This is a genomic window from Candidatus Poriferisodalis sp. (assembly GCF_965262965.1).
GTDB lineage: Bacteria > Actinomycetota > Acidimicrobiia > Acidimicrobiales > Poriferisodalaceae > Poriferisodalis.
This window is the reverse complement of sequence record NZ_OZ253573.1, coordinates 1,495,699-1,512,274: the sequence shown is the minus strand read 5'-3', so window position 1 is coordinate 1,512,274 and position 16,576 is coordinate 1,495,699. Positions and strand designations below refer to the sequence as shown.

Below are 16,576 nucleotides of genomic sequence, written 5' to 3'. Positions count from 1 at the left end.
CCATGACCGAGACCGTTGCCACCGCAGACCCCACGGAGTCATCGCCGCTCGCACCCATTCCTGATGCAATCGCAGCGATTGGGCGGGGCGAGATCGTGGTCGTCGTCGACGACGAGGATCGCGAGAACGAGGGTGATCTCATCATGGCGGCCGAGTACGCCACCCCGGAGGCGATGGCGTTCTTCGTGCGCTACACCTCAGGCGTCATCTGCGCCCCGTTGCTGGGCGAGCGCCTCGACGAGCTGGCGTTGCCGCTGATGGTCACGGTCAACACCGAGTCCATGCGCACTGCGTACACGATCACGGTCGATGCGGCCGAAGGCACTTCGACAGGAATCTCTGCGGCCGATCGCGCGCTGACGCTGAACATGCTTGCCAGCCCGAAGAGCGATCCGCACGACTTCAATCGACCGGGACATGTCCTGCCGCTTCGCTACCGGCCCGGCGGCGTGCTCAAGCGTGCCGGGCACACCGAGGCCGCGGTGGACTTGGCTCGGCTGGCTGGCTGCCAGCCCGCCGGCGTGCTGTGCGAGGTCGTCAACGACGACGGCACGATGTCCCGCCTCGGTGACCTGGCCGAGTTCTGCGAAGAGCACGGTTTGGTGCTCATCTCGATCGCCGACCTGATCCGCTACCGGCGCGCCAACGAGCGGCTGGTCGACCCGGTGGCCGAGGCACGCATTCCCACGATCTACGGCGAGTTCAAGGGACACGTGTTCCGCGACTTCGACGACACCGAGCATCTGGCGTTGACCTACGGAAGTGTGATGGGTTCAGAGCCCGTGCTGGTGCGTGTCCACAGTGAGTGCCTGACCGGCGACATCCTGGCCTCGATGCGCTGTGACTGCGGCGCACAGCTTCATGGCGCTCTGGAAGCCATTGCCGACGCGGGAGCCGGTGTGCTGGTGTACCTGCGCGGTCATGAAGGCCGCGGCATCGGCATCGGCCACAAGATCGCTGCGTACTCGCTGCAGGACCGTGGTCGCGACACTGTCGACGCCAATCTCGAGCTCGGCTTGCCCATCGACAGCCGCGAATACGGCATCGGCGCACAGATCTTGGTCGAGCTCGGCGTGCACAAGATGCGCCTGATGACCAACAACCCGAACAAGATCGGCGGCCTGTCGGGATACGGACTCGAGATCGTCGAGCGGGTACCCACCTCGTCGCCTGCGAATCCTCACAATCAGGCCTATCTGCGCACCAAGAAGATGCGCATGGGGCACCTCATGGACGATGACCAGGGCGAAGTGGATCTCGAAGAGGCGCCCCCGCTCGCGGACTAGCCCTGAATCCTTATAGGAATGCCGATGCGGATGTCGTGACGGCTTGAGTCGTTGATGCCGTTTGTCGGCTCTGCGCCAAACCTGTCGCACCCCCTCAGTAGACAAGACAGAGAAGAAAGACGGACAAATACATACATTTGTTCGCATCGCGTGATACGCTTGCGGCAGTTCAGGGAAGGGGGGTGTTGGTGATGGATGAGGTTCGGGACCGCGGTTTGCATCAGTCCGATGGGTCGCAGCTACTAGGTAGTGCCGAGCGGGTTGTTCGGCCTGGTGTCATGCCGTTCGCCACCCCGGCCGATCTGGATGCAGCGGGCGCTTGTTTGGGCCCGGCAGAGCTGTTGGGCGAAGTCGCTGTGTTGATTCGTTCGGCGGTGGCGTTGGGTCTGTCGCGTGATGACCTCGAGGCGGGTTTGCGCGAGATGGTCGGCGTGCGGTCGGCTTTGGATGCGTGCGAGGCGCGGTTCGCAGCCGAGATCGACCGGCTCGACGATTTCGGCGACGGGTCGGCTGTGGTGCTGCGGCGAGTGTCGGGCTGTTCGGGGGCCGCAGCCAAGCGGTCGGCTGAGCGCGCGGCGGCGCTGGGTGCTCGGCGGGGTTACCGGGCCATGTGCGCCCCGGTCGGCTGAGCGCGCGGCGGTGCTGGCTGAGATACCCAATGTCGGGTCGGCACTGAGCGAGGGCCACATCACTGCCGAACACGCAGACGTGCTCGCAAGTGCAGCAGGTCTGGCCGGCGCGGGTGCGGTGAATGATGCGTCGCGGCTGTTGGAGGTTGCGTCCTCGACGAACGTGGAGTGCACTCGCCGTGCAGCCAATGACTGGGTGCGCGGGCTGCGTGCCGGGCTCACGCCCGCAGAGGAATTCCGCCGTCAGCGGGCGTTGCGCAGCCTGCGGATCAGCCAGACCGCCGAGGGCCTCACCAAGGCAACCGCGCTGATGGATCCCGCCACCGGAACGGCGTTCAAAGTGATCATTGACGACATTGCACAGCGCTTCGCCGACGCCGACCGGGCCGACAAGCGCCCCGACGCGCCCGAGCCGCGCACCTACACCCAATGCCGCGCCGATGCGCTCGCAGCGCTGATCGGCACCGACGAGCGCCGCGCCGCGCTGCGCTGGTACACCGAGGTCGACCACCGCGACGAAGAGTTCTCCGCCCAGCAATGGGGCACGCCGCGCCCTGAGCCGCTGCCGCCCCTCGCCGGCGAGCACCTTGCTGGGCTGCCCGCCGACATCGACCTCGCCGGAGTACGGGCGCCCGCGCCGTGCTCGGCCAGGAATGGGCCGACTGCGAAATCCCCGGCACCGGCCCGGTCCCCGCCCGAGTGCTCGAACGCCTCGCCTGCGGCGTAGACATCTTCGGCCTCATCTTCGACGGAAACGGCCAGCCCCTATGGCACGGCCGCAAAGTCCGCACCATCACCGACGCCCAATGGCAAGCCCTGGTCGCACGCGACCGAGGCTGCGCGCTGTGCCGCGCCGCACCCGCATGGTGCGAAGGACACCACATCGTGCCCTGGAAGGCCCCCGCGCGCGGCCGCACCGACATCGAAAACCTCGCCCTGCTGTGCTACCGCTGCCACGGCGAACTCCACGACACCGCCAGCCACCTCCAACGAACCGGATCAACCAGCTTCGACGTCATCTACGGCCGCCAACGCGAATAGCCCGCGTGGCTCGGGCGTGCCAGCCCGTTCAGCGACGAGGGCTCAGGGGACGATCTTGGAGATCGGCATCTCGACGATGTCGGTTGCGCCCCGCTCGATGAGTTCGGGAATGAGCACGTTGATCTCGTTCTTGGGAGCAACCGTCTCGACTGCGTAGGCGTCGCCGCCCCACAATTCGTTGACCGTCGGGGCCTTCATCGACGGCAGTACGTCAACGACCGCGTCGAGGTGCTCGCGGGCCACGTTCAGCTTGACCAGCACTTTGCCCCGGGCGTCGAGGACTCCGTCGAGGAGGGTCTTGATCTGGGTCATGGCACGGCGCTTGGCCGGGTCGTCGTAGGCGGCACGGTTGGTAAAGATCTCGGTGTAGCTCGTGAGGATCTCGTCGATGATCCGCAAGCCCGCAGCGCGTAGTGCGCGTCCGGTCTCAGTCAGATCCACGACAGCATCGACGATGTCGGGAGCCTTGGCCTCTGTAGCGCCATAGCTCAGCCGCACGTCCGCCGAGACGCCTCGTTCGGCGAAGTGGCGGCGGGTGAGCTCGGGATACTCGCTCGACACTCGCACCCCGTCGGGGAGGTCGTCCAGCGAGTCGTAGCCGCTGTCGTCCGGAACGGCGACAACGATCCGGACCGGCCGCGAAGTGGCCTTCGAGTAGCGCAGCTCGCCCAGCGAGATGACATCGCTTCTGGTCTCCTCGATCCAGTCCCGCCCCGCGATGCCGAGGTCGAACAGTTCGTCGGCCACGTACGAGGGGATCTCCTGGGGCCGCAGGATGCGCACATCGTCGATACGCGGATCGTCGATCGTGGCGCGATAGTCCACGGCTGAACTACGCCGCACGGCCAGGTCGGCATCGGAGAACAATTGCATGGTCGCCTGTTCAAGCGACCCCTTCGGAAGCACAAGCTTGAGCACGGGCCGAAACGGTACCCGGGGCACTGCGCCGTGCGGCCTGATTTTTTCCGTGGTGACGTTCCGCGGTCGCGGCCTGCTGTTCAGGCCTGGGCTTGTTGCTTGTGAATCTCGACGTAGGCCATCCGGATTTGCTGCAGCGCACCCATGAGCGTCTCGCCTGCGGGCAGCTGATCGGCCAGGTTCTCCACGAGCAGTCCCAAGGCGTCAATCGGCAAGCGAGCCTCGGCCAGATCTGGCGGTTCGCGTCGCAGGTGCAGTGCCGCCAACTCGAACAGCCCCATCATGTGGTTCTGCACGATCTCGGCTGCGGGCACTGAGGTCAGCTGCTCCTGCGCCTCCCGCATCTGTGCCTCCATCTCGGCCAGCTCGCCAGGATCGAACGGCTCGCCGGTGCGCGGGTCGATCGGAATTCCAGTCTCGGGATCGACCTCGAGACCGCCGTCGTAGGCCTCCGGTGGGTCGCTCGGCGCAGCCGCCGCGGCGTTGGGATCATCCCGGGGAACCTCGTGCTCGCCTGAGGGGGTCCACAACGTGCTCATCAGCAACCTCCGCAGTTCGGTCGGCCGTCCAGTGCCGCGTCTCGTCTCACATGCGCTCCGCGCGGGTTGGCCCGCAGCGTGGCACGCCCGCAGCGCTGTTACCCTACGCCGCTGACAACAGCAACAAGCGGGGTCTGAACCCCCACCGGGCCGCCGACGGGCGTGTTTCGGTACCGGGCTCGCGCCGGACGCCGCACGGACGAGGAGCGTCCTTTGGACAAGCGAGTACGGCCATAGCACGCGCAACGGACGGTGACGCCCGGATCAACGAGGACATCAGAGTCCGCGAGGTCCGACTGGTCGCCCCCGACGGCGAGCAGATCGGCATCACGGCCACGCCTGACGCACTGCAAATTGCCCGCGACATGGACCTTGACCTCGTGGAGGTGGCCCCTAACGCCGCCCCGCCGGTCTGCCGGATCATGGACTACGGCAAGTACAAGTACGAGGCGGCGCAGCGAGCGAAGGAATCGCGGCGCAAGTCTTCGCACACGGGGCTGAAGGAGATGAAGTACCGGCCGAAGATCGGCTCGGGAGACTTCGGAACCAAGACCGGCAAGGTCTCCAAGTTCCTCGAAGACGGTCACAAGGTCAAGGTCACTGTGATGTTTCGAGGCCGCGAGGTGTTCCACCCCGAGCTGGGAGGCCAGATTCTGGAACGGGTCGCCGACGCAGTGGCTGACGTCGGCAAGGTCGATCAGTTCCCCCGGCTGGACGGACGCAACATGACCATGCTGCTCAGCCCTGATCGAGTCTCACGCCAGCGCCGCAAGGCCAACGACACTCCCGCCGACTGAACGTCGCAGGACGCGGCGAGGCGAAATCGTCGTCGCAGTTGAAGTTGAGCCAAACACACGCCGTCGCCCGGAGCGACAACCAACGCACACGTCGTCGCAGTGAGCGACGAGCGAGACACACGGAGAAACCATGCCCAAGATGAAGACCCACAGCGGCGCCAAGAAGCGCTTCAAGACGACTGGCACCGGCAAGCTCGTGCGCCGCAAGCGGAACCGCAATCACTTGCTCGAGAAGAAGTCGTCGTCACGCAAGCGGCGGCTCGCGCTCGAGGGCGAAGTCGCCCCTAGCGACCGCAAGCGCATCAACAGGATGCTGGGGCGCTGAGCGTCCCGAGGGCAAGAGGGATCAATCATGGCAAGAGTCAAGCAATCCGTAGCCAGCCGAAGCCGTCGCAAGGCGACGCTCCAGAAGGCGAAGGGCTACTACGGCAACAAGAGCAGGTCATTCCGGGCTGCCAACGAGCAGGTCATGCACAGCGGGCAGTACGCGTTCCGCGACCGCCGTGCACGCAAGGGCGAATTCCGGCGGCTGTGGATCCAGCGCATCAATGCGGCTGCCCGCCAGAACGGCATCTCCTACAGCCGGCTTGTGCACGGCATGGCGACGGCCGGCATCACCGTCGACCGCAAGAACCTTGCGGACCTTGCTGTGACTGATCCGGCGGCCTTCGCTGTCATCGTCGAGCGGGCCGAGGCTGCCCTCGAAAGCACAGCCGCCTGAACGCATCGGCACCGATCACGCCGTCGAAAGCCGCGCTGGCGCGGCTCGCTCGGCTCGTTCGCGATCGACGCCAGCGCGACGCAGCTGGCCTCGCAGTCGTCGAAGGTCCGCGCGCCGTCGACGGTGCGCTGGCCAGCGGCGCAACGCTTGAGGCGGTCTTCGCGCGCCCGGAGCTCGTGAGTCGCTACGCCCCGACCGGCACCGATACGCCCCATGGCCGCCATCCGGATGCGCGCCGGCTGGGGGAGGGCTACCGCGAGCGGATCGGGGCCGTCTATGAGGTTGCCGCGGACACGCTGGATCCGCTCGCAGATGCGATGAACCCCCAGGGTGTGCTCGCAATCGCCCAGTTCGCCGATTCCGAGCTCTCTGCTGCGGTCGCGGCGGAGCGTGTCGTCGTGCTTGAGGCGGTGCGCGATCCGGGAAATGCAGGCGCAGTGGTTCGCAGCGCCGTCGCAGCCGGCTTCGGCTCGGTGATTGCGACCGAGGGTACGACCGACTTGTGGAGCCCGAAAGCTCTGCGAGGCGCCGCTGGGCTCACGTTCGGCCCTGCCGTGTGCCGTGGGCGTCCTACCGCAGAGATACTCGAAGCCCTCGCGGACGCGGGACACCTGCGCGTGCGGGCAGCGCTCGAGGGGGACACCTCGCTGGGGGATTTGCCCGAAGCTCCACGCATGACGCTGGTGCTCAGTAACGAGGCCCATGGCCCGACGGCTGACGCCGTCGCCGGAACCGACATCGCAGCAGCGATACCCATGCGACATCCCGTGGACTCGCTGAACGTGGCTGTCGCCGCCGCCGTGCTGATGTACGCGATGCAGCCGTCGTCTTAAGAGGCCGCGCAGATGGATCGCGGTGTCGTACCCTGCCAGCCGTGAACAGGCCATCTGCTGACGGCCCCGCAGGTGTCGACGTGCTGCTTGCGAGTATCGGCGACGCACGTGCACGCGGGCTCGCCGCCGTTTCAGCTGCAGCTTCGGCCGACGAGCTGGCCGAGGTGGAGACGACCCTGTTCGGGCGCAAGTCGGTGCTCGGGCAGATCAAGCAGACGCTGGGGTCGTTGGACCACGAGCACCGTGCCACCGTCGGACGAGCGCTCAACGAGGCCCAGCTTGCACTCCGAGAGGCCCACGCCGCCGCGGCCGACGATCTGTCCACGGCCGCACGCCGCGAGCAGCTGCGCAGCGAGCAGCTTGATCTCACTGAGTCGCTGGCGGGCCCGGGGCGCGGACACTTGCACCTGGTCACCCAGACCACCGAACGCCTCGAGGACGTCTTTGTCGGGATGGGCTTCACGGTGTCCGAAGGGCCCCAGGCCGAAACCGACTGGTACAACTTCGAGGCGTTGAATCTGCCCGCTGCGCACCCTGCACGCTCGATGTGGGACACGCTCTACTTGGATCTGGGCGAACGCACCGAGCTGGGCGACGGCGAGGGGGGAGAGGCCTCAAACGTGTTGCTGCGCACTCATACCTCGCCCGTGCAGATCCGGGTGATGGAAGTGCAGCCGCCGCCGATCTACACGATCTGCCCGGGACGGGTATTCCGCCGGGACACCGCCGACGCCAGCCACATGCCGGTCTTCCACCAGATCGAGGGCCTGGTCGTCGACCGCGGCATCTCGTTCACTGACTTGGCTGGGACGCTGGAAGAGTTCACGTCCGCGTACTTCGGCAAAGCCATCTCGTCTCGCCTGCGGCCCTCGTACTTCCCGTTCACCGAGCCGTCGGCGGAGTTCGACATCACCTGCGTGCTCTGCGAAGGCTCGGGCTGCCAGACCTGCGGTCGCACCGGCTGGATCGAGTTGGGCGGCTGTGGGATGGTGCATCCCAACGTGCTGTCCAACTGCGGCATCGACTTCGAGGAATGGACCGGCTTCGCATTCGGATTCGGTATTGACCGGCTCGCGTTGATGCGGCACGGCATTGACGACCTGCGCGACATGTACACCAACGACACCCGCTTCCTGGCCCAATTCTGATGTTCAGTTCTGATTCCGCTGCGGCGGCTGGGGGAGCGCAGGCGGTGACGCCGCGATGAAGGTGCTGTTGAGCTGGCTGCGCGAGTTTGCGCCGATTGACGGCGACCCCGCAGAGCTGGCCGACCAGATGAGCGACCTCGGCATGGCGGTCGAGGAGATGCGGGTACTGCCGCCGCTCGACGGCGTGGTGGTGGCTCGTGTTGCTGGCTTGCGACCCCACCCCAGCGCCGACCGCATCCAGCTCGTCGACGTGGAACTGCCGGGCGCACGAGGTGAAGGCGTCGACGGTGCACTGCAGGTGTGCTGCGGGGCGTTCAACATGTCCGTCGGCGATCTCGTGCCCCTCGCGACGGTGGGCACGACCATGCCGAACGGCATGGAGATCGGCGAGCGCCGCTTGCGCGGAGAGCTGTCGCAGGGAATGTGCTGCTCGCCGGCCGAGCTAGGCCTCGGCACTGATCACGACGGCATCATGATCCTGCCCGACGCCATGGTGCTCGGCTCGCCGCTGATGGACCAGCTCGGTCTTGCCGGCGACGTGCTGTACGACCTCGAGATCAACCCAAATCGTCCAGATGCGATGTCGGTCGCCGGTGTCGCCCGCGACCTCGCTGCCCGCCTCGGAGTGCCGTTCGAGATGCGGAAACCCGTCGTCGACGAGACCGACCCCGAGATCGCATCAGTGGCCTCCGTCGAGATCGTCGACGCCGACCTGTGCGGCCGGTTCGGAGTACGCGCTGTCCGCAACGTCTCCGTCGGTGTGTCGCCGCTGTGGATGCAAATGCGGCTCGTGCTGTGCGGCATGCGACCGATCAACTCGGTCGTGGACGTCTCGAACTACGTCATGCTCGAACTGGGGACGCCGAACCACACCTACGACCTGGCGCTCGTGCCCGGCGGGCATCTCGGCACTCGCCGCAGCCCTGGAGGCGAGACGGTCGTCACGCTCGACGATCAGGAGCGCACGATGCATGCCGGCGACGGCGTGATCATCGATCGCGATGACCTGCCCATCGGCATCTCTGGCGTCATGGGCGGTGCCAGCACCGAGATCGGCGAGACCACCACATCGGTGCTGGTGGAGCTGGCGTGGTGGGACAGCCTCTCGATCACGCGCACCTCCCAGCGGCTGGGCTTGCGCTCAGAAGCCTCGATGCGTTTTGAGCGGGGCACCGATCACGAAGTCGTGCCCATCGCGTTGGACCGATTCTGCGAACTGCTCAACGAGGTCACACCTGGCGGGGTTGCGACATGCCGTGGCCGCATCGACGAGCGCGGCAATCTGCCCGACCCGCCGAAGGTGGCGGTGCGTCCCGCCCGCATGAGCCACCTGCTGGGCCAGGACTTCACCGCCGACAAGGTGCGCTCGTTGCTGGAGCCGATCGGCTTGCAGTGCGCCACTGAGTCTGGTGGTGGGGCTTCGGTTGAGGTGACGGTGCCCAGCTTCCGTCCCGATGTCGCAACCGAGACCGATGTCGCCGAGGAAGTTGCCCGTCACTACGGCTACGGCCGGCTGGGCCGCAGCGTGCCGCGGTCTCCGGCCCCCGGCAGGCTCAGCCCGACGCAGCGGCTGCGTCGCGAGCTGCGGCGAGTGCTGGTCGGGGCCGGCTTGTCCGAGGCCATGCCCAACCCGTTCCTCGCCCCCGATGCGTTGCACCGTGCCGGCATCGCTGACTCGGACCCGGTGCGGTTGCTGAACCCGCTGGCCACCGAGGAATCAGTGCTGCGCCCGTCGCTGCTTCCGGGCTTGCTGGCAGCAGCCGCCCACAACGAATCACACCGCAACGACCAGGTATCGCTGTTCGAGATGGGTGTCGTCTTCGCGCAGCCCGGGTCTGCGGGAAGCACCGGAGGCCTGCCCGTCGAAACCGAGCATCTCGCCGCCATCTGGACCGGCGGCGAGGCGGCCGACGCTGTCCGCCTGTGGGACCTGATCGCGACAGCTTTCGGGATCGACGCAGCCCTCGTCAACACAGCAGATCTCGACGCGATGCACCCCGGCCGCGCCGCCCTCGTCGTGCTGGCCGGCAAGCAGGCAATCGGGGTCGTCGGCGAGATCGATCCCGGCGTGTGCGGTCGCCACGGCATCGACAGCCGCTGCGCCTGGCTGCAGCTCGAAGTGGCCGCGTTGCTCTCCGCAGCCGCCGCAGCGTCCGATCGGACCTACCGGCTGGTGTCGACGTATCCGTCCAGCGATATCGATCTCGCCTTCACCGTGCCCGACATCGTCCAAGCCTCAGAGGTTGGCGACACGCTGCGCGCAGCCGGCGGCAACGAACTTCGTTCAGTCGAGCTCTTCGACATCTACCGAGGCGATCAGATGACCCTGGGCACCCGCTCGCTGGCCTACCGCTTGCGCCTCCAAGCCGACGACCGCACCCTCACCGACACCGAAGTAGCCCAAACCCGCCAACGCTGCATAGAAGCCGTAGAAAGCACCCTCGGCGCCGCACTCCGCTAACCCTCGGGCTCTAGATCAGTAGCCCAGCTCGAGGAAGACGGGCCCAACCAGTTCCTCGCCCGCCAGCCGAAGCGCCACATTCGCAGTCACCCGATCAGCCAACAGCGCCAAGCCCATCTCGGGCGTGTTACCGATGTGGGGTGTGATGAGGCAGTTGGGAAAGCTCCACAGCGGGTGATCGTGCGGCAGCGGTTCAGGGTCGGTCACGTCGAGCGCGGCGCCGCCGATCTGGCCCGTTCTCAGCGACTCCACGAGGTCATCGGTGACGATGTGGCCGCCGCGGGCCACGTTCACGATCCAAGCGTGTTTGGGCAGAGCTGCGAGTTCAGCGGCGCCGATGATCCCGGCGGTGTCGGGTGTGAGCGCAAGCGCGAGCACCAGCACATCGGTGCCGGGCAGGATTTCGGTGAGCGCATCGGGCCCGACGACCCTCGCAGCACCGTCCATGGGTTCGGGACGGTTGCGCATCACGGTCACATCGCAGCCGAACGGGCCCAGCAAGCGCAGCAGCGACTCGGTGATCCCGCCGCCTCCCAGCACCGTGACCGACGCACCGAGCAGGTTGCGCCCTTGCGGTGCACTCCACTCGGCGGCTCGAGCGTACGTGCCCATGCCGCGCATGCCGGCCAGCGCCAGCATCAGCGCGTGTTCGGCGACCGGCTCGGCGTAGACGCCCTTGCCGCAGTACCACTCGACGTGGGGTCGAGCCGTCACCACGTCCACTACCGGCTCGATGCCTGCGTAGGGGAGCTGAACCCACTCGATCCCCGGGTTGGCGTCCACCGTCTCGCCGATCAGCTGCGCTTGGGTCGGCTCAGCCCACACGAGCGCCGTGGCCGTTTGTGGCGCGCTCACCGTGCCGCCGCCCCGCTCGACGGCCTCAGCGAGCACGGGGCGCCGCCAGCAGTCAGGCTCGACGGCGACGCGCACGCTCATGGTGCTGACGGCCAGCCGTTTCGCACGCGAGTCACGTCCGGACCACTCAGCGAATGTCGGCAGCCAGGCCGCCGTCAGGTGCGATGATCTCGCCGGTCACGAAGCTGGCCTCGTCGCTGCACAGGTACAGGCACGCGTTGACGATGTCGGCTGGCTCGCCGAGCCGCCCCAACGGCGTCTCCTTCTCGCGCGCACGCACCCACTCGTCGCTGTCGGTCATGAACGCCGTCATCGACGTGCGGATGTACCCCGGAGCGACTGCGTTCACCCGGATGCTGTAGCGGCTGAGCTCGAGGGCTGCGCAACGTGTCAGCATCCACACACCGGCCTTCGACACGCAGTAGTCCGAACCCGCCGGCAACGCCATCAGGCCCGCCACCGAGGAGATGTTCACGATGGCGCCGCCCCCGCTGTCACGCATACGGCGCGCCACCGACTGGTTCGTGAGCATGACGCCGGTCAGGTTGACGTCGATCACTCGTTGCCACGACTCGAGTGACTTCTCGAGCAGCCACTGGTCGCCTCTGCGGTAGACATCCTGGCCTGGCTGTTCGGGTACTTCGCGACTGACATATCCGGCGTGGGAGATGCCGGCGGCGGCCACGCAGGCGTCGAGCCGCCCGAACGCAGCCACGGCGGCATCGGCCATCGCCTCGTTCTGCTCTGCATCGGAGGTGTCGACCGCCACCCAGGCCGCCTGCCTGCCACGGTTCGTGATCTCGGCTGCGACGGCTTCGGCCCGATCCGGATTCAGATCGGCCACCACCACGCACGCACCCTCTTGCGAGAAACGCAGCGCGCACGCCCGACCGATGCCCGAGGCCCCGCCGGTGATCACTGCCACTTTGCCGTCCAAGCGGCCTGGTCGGGAGTCGTTGTCTGCCACGGCACTCGTCCTCTCGTCGTCGATTGATGCTGGGTGCCTGATGTTGGTCGCCTGAACCTGGGCGCCTATCGACCGGCGGCCATGACGCCGCCGTCGGGGAAGATGATCTCCCCGGTCACGAAGCTGGCTTCGTCGCTGCACAGATACAAGCACGCGTTGGCGATGTCATCGGGCACGCCGAGGCGACCCATCGGCGTCTCGCGTTCGCGTGCGGCCACCCAGCGCTCGTTGCCGAGCACGGCGCCGCTCATCGAGGTCTGGATGTAGCCCGGCCCCACGGCGTTGACGCGAATGCCGTATCGACTCAGCTCCAGCGCCGCGCACCTCGTCAGCATCCACACGCCTGCCTTTGAGACGCAGTAGTCGGCGCTGCCCTTCAGCACGTTGGTGCCGGCGATCGACGAGATGTTGACGATGGCACCTCCGCCGCCCTCGGCCATCTTGCGGGCCACAGCCTGGTTGGTGAGCATCACGCCGGTGAGGTTCACGTCGATCACCCGCTGCCACGACTCGAGCGATTTTTCGATGAAGAACATGTCGCCCCGGTCGAAGCGGTCGTTTCCGGCTTGATCGTCGATCTCGCGGCTGACATAGCCGGCGTGCGAGATTCCCGCGGCGGCCACGCACGCATCGATACGCCCGAAGGCGTCGACTGCGGCATCGGCCATAGCGTCGTTCTGTTCCTGGCTTGAGGTGTCGACGGCGACGGCGACGGCGGGGCGGCCCAGCTCGTTGATCTCGTCGACGACGTTCGCGGCGCGATCCGGGTTCAGGTCAGCAACCACGATCGATGCCCCCTCAGCAGCGAAGCGAAGCCCGCACGCTCGCCCGATCCCCGACGCGCCGCCGGTGATCAGCGCCACCTTGCCGTCCATGCGGCCCCCTGTGCTGTCGTCAGATGCCATTGCCCCTCCCGCTTTCGCGCTGTTCCTGTTGAGGATTCACAGCCGGGTTCGACCCGTCATGCGCCCAAGATCATGCCGCACGTGCGCTCGTGGGGTCGGATCGAGCCGTCGACCAAGCCGAGTTGGGTCAGTTCGAGCCGTCGACCAAGCCGAGTCGCGTCAGTTCGAGCCGTCGACCAAGCCGAGTCGCGTCAGTTCGAGCCGCCCACCCGAGCCGTGAGTTCCTCGCGCCGCCGGCGGATGAGCCGCCAGGTGACGCGGCGCTCCTTGGGGGAGATGCCCATGGCCTGGCGGATGACGTCCTGGTTGACGGATTCAGGAGCCGGAGAGAAGCCGATCTCGGCGGCCATGCGCACGCCGTTTCGGGCGAAGAACGACGAGGCGATGCGCTCGAACTGCGCGAGCACCTCCATGTCAGGCTCCAACTCGCCGATGACCGAGTTCAGGTACGCGAAGTTCTTCACGAACAGCATCAGCTCTTTGGGAATGCGCGCGCCGTTGGCCAACAGGCCTGAGATCAAGGCGCGGAACTCGGCGGTGAACTCTTCTTCGGTCAGCTCCAGCGGGTCGAATCCGGGTCGGTCCAATTGCAGGTCAGCGATGACCCGTTCTGGGTTGCTGCCGGGTCCGAACGCGCCTAGGTCCGACATGCCGTCGATCTGTGCCCGCAGATCGCCGGTGAGAAGGCCCACGACGTAGCGCAGGAAGGCGACGCGCCGGGCCCCCTCGAGGCGACCGGTGATGCCGAAGTCCACCAGCCCCACCGTCGGCGGGCCGTTTGCTGACGCAGCGGTGTCGACGAAAACGTTGCCGGCGTGAAAGTCACCGTGGAACACGCCGGACAAGCACGCCCCTTCGAGCAGCGCGTCGAGCATCTGCCGGAAGATTGCCTCAGCCTCGCCGTCGGCGAGTTCGCCTGGCTGCAGATCGCTGAGCGGTCGACCTTCCACGCGACTCATGACGATCACGCGCTCGGTGACGGCATCGAGGCGGGGCTCGGGAACCTGCCAGCGTCCCGGTGCAGTGGTGTGCAACGCGCGCTCGACTTCGAAGAGGTTCGCGACCTCAACGCGGAAGTCCAGTTCTTCGGAGATCGTCTCGGCGAACAGTTCGACCAGTGCGGGAGGGTTGGCCAGCGCTGCGATGGGGATGCGGCCCACCAGCTTGGGGGCGAGCCAGGCCAGCACCGTGAGGTCTCGCTCGATGCGTCGGCGGATGCGGGGTCGCTGCACCTTGATCATCACCCGGGAGCCGTCGGCCATCGTGCCCTCGTGCACCTGCGCGATGGAAGCCGCCGCGGTCACCTCGCTGTCAATGTCGCAGAATCGCCGATGCAGCGGTCCGAGATCGGCCTCGAGGATCTTGCGGATCGCCGGCCACGGTTCGGCCGGCACTCGGTCGAGGCAGCGACGACACTCGAAGACGAGGGCGTCGGGAAAGACTCCCTCGCCGGCAGCGATGAGCTGTGCGAGCTTGATGTACGCGGGCCCCAGCTTCTCCGCCGCTCGGCGCAGGCGCCGGTAGGTCCGTGCCCGGCGCTGTTCGGGGGCGAGCCGCCGATCCAGCAGCCGTCCGGCATAGACAGCCCAGCCGATCCGCGCTGCGGTTACCGCCAACCGTGCGAGCGGCGGGAGTTTCGGTCGCTCGATCAATTCGGGCACTGACGCCCTGATGGCTGCGCGGCGGAGCGCTACGGACACGAGATACCGGTCGTGTTCAGCGGAGGCTGCGCGGTCCGCTGGCAACCGCGCGGGCGGGAGCGTGCCGGCGTCGAAGTGATCGCTTGCCGAGCGTTGCGGCGCCGATCCGGGCGAGTGGACCACGACGCTCATCCGGGCCGGCCCCCAGATCCCCATCGAGAGCGGCTTCCACTCCACCGGTTCGCTCAGCTCGAAACTCTCGACTCGGTCGGCGAACGCCCGAAGGGCCTCCTGCAGCTCTGCGCGGGCGAGGAACGCGCCCAAACAGTGGTGTGCACCGCTGCCGAAAGCGAGATGCGGCTGATCGCGAGGTACCAGGGGATCAAACGTGTACGGGTCGAGTCCGGCCGCATCGAATTCGTCCTCATTCGGCGTGTACGCATCCGGCATCGCGTCGCGTGCGCCGGCGACGCCGTTGTGTGCGGCGCGGGCGCTGTCGCCGTTGGTGGCCGCGTGCGCCGGGCAGCCTCCTGAGAGGCTCGCGGCGTGCAGCCCGACCATGATCGTCGTGCCGGCGGGAAAGGCCAACCCGTCCACGACGACGTCGCAGGTGGCAATTCTCGCAGCGATGCGGACGGCGCCGATGTAGCGAAGCGACTCTTCGATGAACTGGGGTATCTGCGATGGATCGGCTCGCAGCGCCGCGTACTGCTCGGGCCGATCGGCCAGCACCGCGAGCGTCGCTCCCAGTTGATTGCGAGTGGTATCGGTGCCTGCGAGAAGGAGTGCTTCGACCATTCCGATCAGCTCGTCTGCGCTCAGACGGTCGCCGTCTTCGGAGACAGCGATGAGTTCTGACAGCAGATCGTCGGCTGGTGCCTGCCGCCGCTGCTCCAACAAGTCGATGACGTACGCCGCCAATTCGGCTTGCGCCGCGGCGATGTCTCCCAGCTTGGCCATGACAGCGTCGGCATTGCCGTCGAAGAGGCCGAAGATCGTCTCGGCCCATCGGCCGAAGGTTTCCCAGTCGTCGTCGGTCACGCCCAGCAGTCGGCAGATGACCGGCACCGGATACGGGCTGCACAGCTCGCCAACGACCTCGCCGCCTCCGGCAGCGACCAGCGGCTCGATGAGCGCTTCGGCGTGCTGCGCCATGAACGGCCGCAGGCGATCGGCGGCGGCGGGGGTGAATGCGCTCCCGAACAGCCGCCGCAACCGGCGATGGTCGTCGCCTTCCAGCGAGAGCACGTTGGGCCTGGCTCTGCGCGACACGGGCATGCCGTCGCCGTCGCCGTCGCCGTCGCCGTCGCCCTCGGCACCGTCCGCGCCGCGCTGAGCCAGCGCCATCAGTGCGCAGACGTCGACCGGCCGGTCTTCCATGCCGTCGAGCATCGAGACGCCCGCCAGAACTGAGATCCAATTGGGGTCGCGCAGGATCGTGCGCGCTTGGCTGTATCCGTGCACGAACAACCCGAACGGCGTGCGCACCACCCAGTCGCCGGTGCGGCTGAGATCGCGGCTCATGGCCACCAGATCGGCGAAGTCGCCGAAGGCAAGATCTGCGAACGGAATGGCGCCGGCCTGGTCAACTGAGCGCGTCGGTGGAGGAGCCGTCACTCGGGTCGTCGCAGCTGTCACAGCCCCTATCTCATCACGGGCTGCCGTTGCTTCCACCGCGCGGCGCGACACTGAGCGCTCACGACGTCACCAAACCGGATGCGTGGCGGTGCTGCAACGGCCCACGGCGAGCCCCCAGGCGGGTTCGAAGCGGCAGACTGCGGGGGTGCGTGTACTGGCTCGCTGGCTGATCCCCGTTGTTGTCGCCGTATGGTCGGC

16 protein-coding genes are annotated in these 16,576 nt (G+C 67.2%); 10 read left to right on the top strand and 6 right to left on the bottom strand.

Annotated elements, in window-relative coordinates:
• Positions 1-2 precede the first annotated feature (2 nt).
• The 4 genes from ACQY5K_RS07220 (at position 3) to ACQY5K_RS07205 (ending at position 2,956) form a co-directional block, all read left to right on the top strand.
• The gene (locus ACQY5K_RS07220; RefSeq protein WP_428121474.1) at positions 3-1,286 is read left to right on the top strand and encodes a bifunctional 3,4-dihydroxy-2-butanone-4-phosphate synthase/GTP cyclohydrolase II; all 1,284 of its coding nucleotides are present in this window, start codon (positions 3-5) and stop codon (positions 1,284-1,286) included.
• 278 nt (positions 1,287-1,564) lie between these two features.
• On the top strand, positions 1,565-1,915 hold the full coding sequence (locus ACQY5K_RS07215) for a hypothetical protein (RefSeq protein WP_428121472.1): 351 nt from the start codon (positions 1,565-1,567) through the stop codon (positions 1,913-1,915).
• Between the two features lie 10 nt (positions 1,916-1,925).
• Entirely contained in the window at positions 1,926-2,642 is a 717-nt protein-coding gene (locus ACQY5K_RS07210; protein WP_428121470.1) for a DUF222 domain-containing protein, read from the top strand.
• Positions 2,615-2,956, top strand: coding sequence for an HNH endonuclease signature motif containing protein (locus ACQY5K_RS07205; RefSeq protein ID WP_428121467.1), 342 nt, complete (start codon positions 2,615-2,617; stop codon positions 2,954-2,956). The genes ACQY5K_RS07210 and ACQY5K_RS07205 overlap by 28 nt, the downstream gene beginning before the upstream one ends.
• Positions 2,957-2,998: 42 nt before the next feature.
• On the opposite strand, the gene hisG is transcribed toward ACQY5K_RS07205, so the two are convergent.
• Both hisG and ACQY5K_RS07195 read right to left on the bottom strand, forming a co-directional pair.
• A complete protein-coding gene (gene hisG / locus ACQY5K_RS07200; RefSeq protein WP_428121465.1) occupies positions 2,999-3,874 on the bottom strand; it encodes an ATP phosphoribosyltransferase in 876 nt (291 codons plus the stop codon).
• Between the two features lie 80 nt (positions 3,875-3,954).
• Complete coding sequence (locus ACQY5K_RS07195) at positions 3,955-4,413, bottom strand: hypothetical protein (RefSeq protein WP_428121462.1); 459 nt, start codon at positions 4,411-4,413, stop codon at positions 3,955-3,957.
• A 50-nt stretch (positions 4,414-4,463) separates the two neighbouring features.
• On the opposite strand from ACQY5K_RS07195, the gene infC reads away from it, so the two are divergent.
• The 6 genes from infC (at position 4,464) to pheT (ending at position 10,373) form a co-directional block, all read left to right on the top strand.
• Positions 4,464-5,210, top strand: a complete 747-nt coding sequence (infC, locus tag ACQY5K_RS07190) for a translation initiation factor IF-3 (RefSeq protein WP_428121459.1) — start codon at positions 4,464-4,466, stop codon at positions 5,208-5,210.
• Between the two features lie 130 nt (positions 5,211-5,340).
• Positions 5,341-5,535: a 50S ribosomal protein L35 gene (gene rpmI / locus ACQY5K_RS07185; protein WP_419920474.1), complete on the top strand. Its 195-nt coding sequence runs from the start codon at positions 5,341-5,343 to the stop codon at positions 5,533-5,535.
• A 27-nt stretch (positions 5,536-5,562) separates the two neighbouring features.
• Entirely contained in the window at positions 5,563-5,931 is a 369-nt protein-coding gene (rplT, locus tag ACQY5K_RS07180; protein ID WP_419920473.1) for a 50S ribosomal protein L20, read from the top strand.
• Positions 5,928-6,764, top strand: a complete 837-nt coding sequence (locus tag ACQY5K_RS07175) for a TrmH family RNA methyltransferase (RefSeq protein ID WP_428122601.1) — start codon at positions 5,928-5,930, stop codon at positions 6,762-6,764. Before rplT ends, ACQY5K_RS07175 begins: the two co-directional genes overlap by 4 nt.
• 95 nt (positions 6,765-6,859) lie before the next feature.
• Positions 6,860-7,912 carry a phenylalanine--tRNA ligase subunit alpha gene (gene pheS, locus ACQY5K_RS07170; RefSeq protein WP_428122599.1) on the top strand — a complete coding sequence of 351 codons (1,053 nt, stop codon included), beginning with the start codon at positions 6,860-6,862 and terminating at the stop codon, positions 7,910-7,912.
• Positions 7,913-7,967: 55 nt separating this feature from the next.
• Positions 7,968-10,373 (top strand): phenylalanine--tRNA ligase subunit beta, encoded by a 2,406-nt coding sequence (gene pheT / locus ACQY5K_RS07165; protein WP_428121456.1) that lies wholly within the window; start codon positions 7,968-7,970, stop codon positions 10,371-10,373.
• A gap of 15 nt (positions 10,374-10,388) precedes the next feature.
• On the opposite strand, the gene ACQY5K_RS07160 is transcribed toward pheT, so the two are convergent.
• The 4 genes from ACQY5K_RS07160 to ACQY5K_RS07145 form a co-directional block, all read right to left on the bottom strand.
• Positions 10,389-11,309, bottom strand: coding sequence for a D-isomer specific 2-hydroxyacid dehydrogenase family protein (locus ACQY5K_RS07160; protein ID WP_428121454.1), 921 nt, complete (start codon positions 11,307-11,309; stop codon positions 10,389-10,391).
• Positions 11,310-11,355: 46 nt separating this feature from the next.
• On the bottom strand, positions 11,356-12,195 hold the full coding sequence (locus tag ACQY5K_RS07155; protein WP_428121451.1) for an SDR family NAD(P)-dependent oxidoreductase: 840 nt from the start codon (positions 12,193-12,195) through the stop codon (positions 11,356-11,358).
• Between the two features lie 65 nt (positions 12,196-12,260).
• Entirely contained in the window at positions 12,261-13,100 is an 840-nt protein-coding gene (locus ACQY5K_RS07150; RefSeq protein WP_419920469.1) for an SDR family NAD(P)-dependent oxidoreductase, read from the bottom strand.
• A gap of 191 nt (positions 13,101-13,291) precedes the next feature.
• On the bottom strand, positions 13,292-16,378 hold the full coding sequence (locus ACQY5K_RS07145; RefSeq protein WP_428121449.1) for a cytochrome P450: 3,087 nt from the start codon (positions 16,376-16,378) through the stop codon (positions 13,292-13,294).
• Positions 16,379-16,576 lie beyond the last annotated feature (198 nt).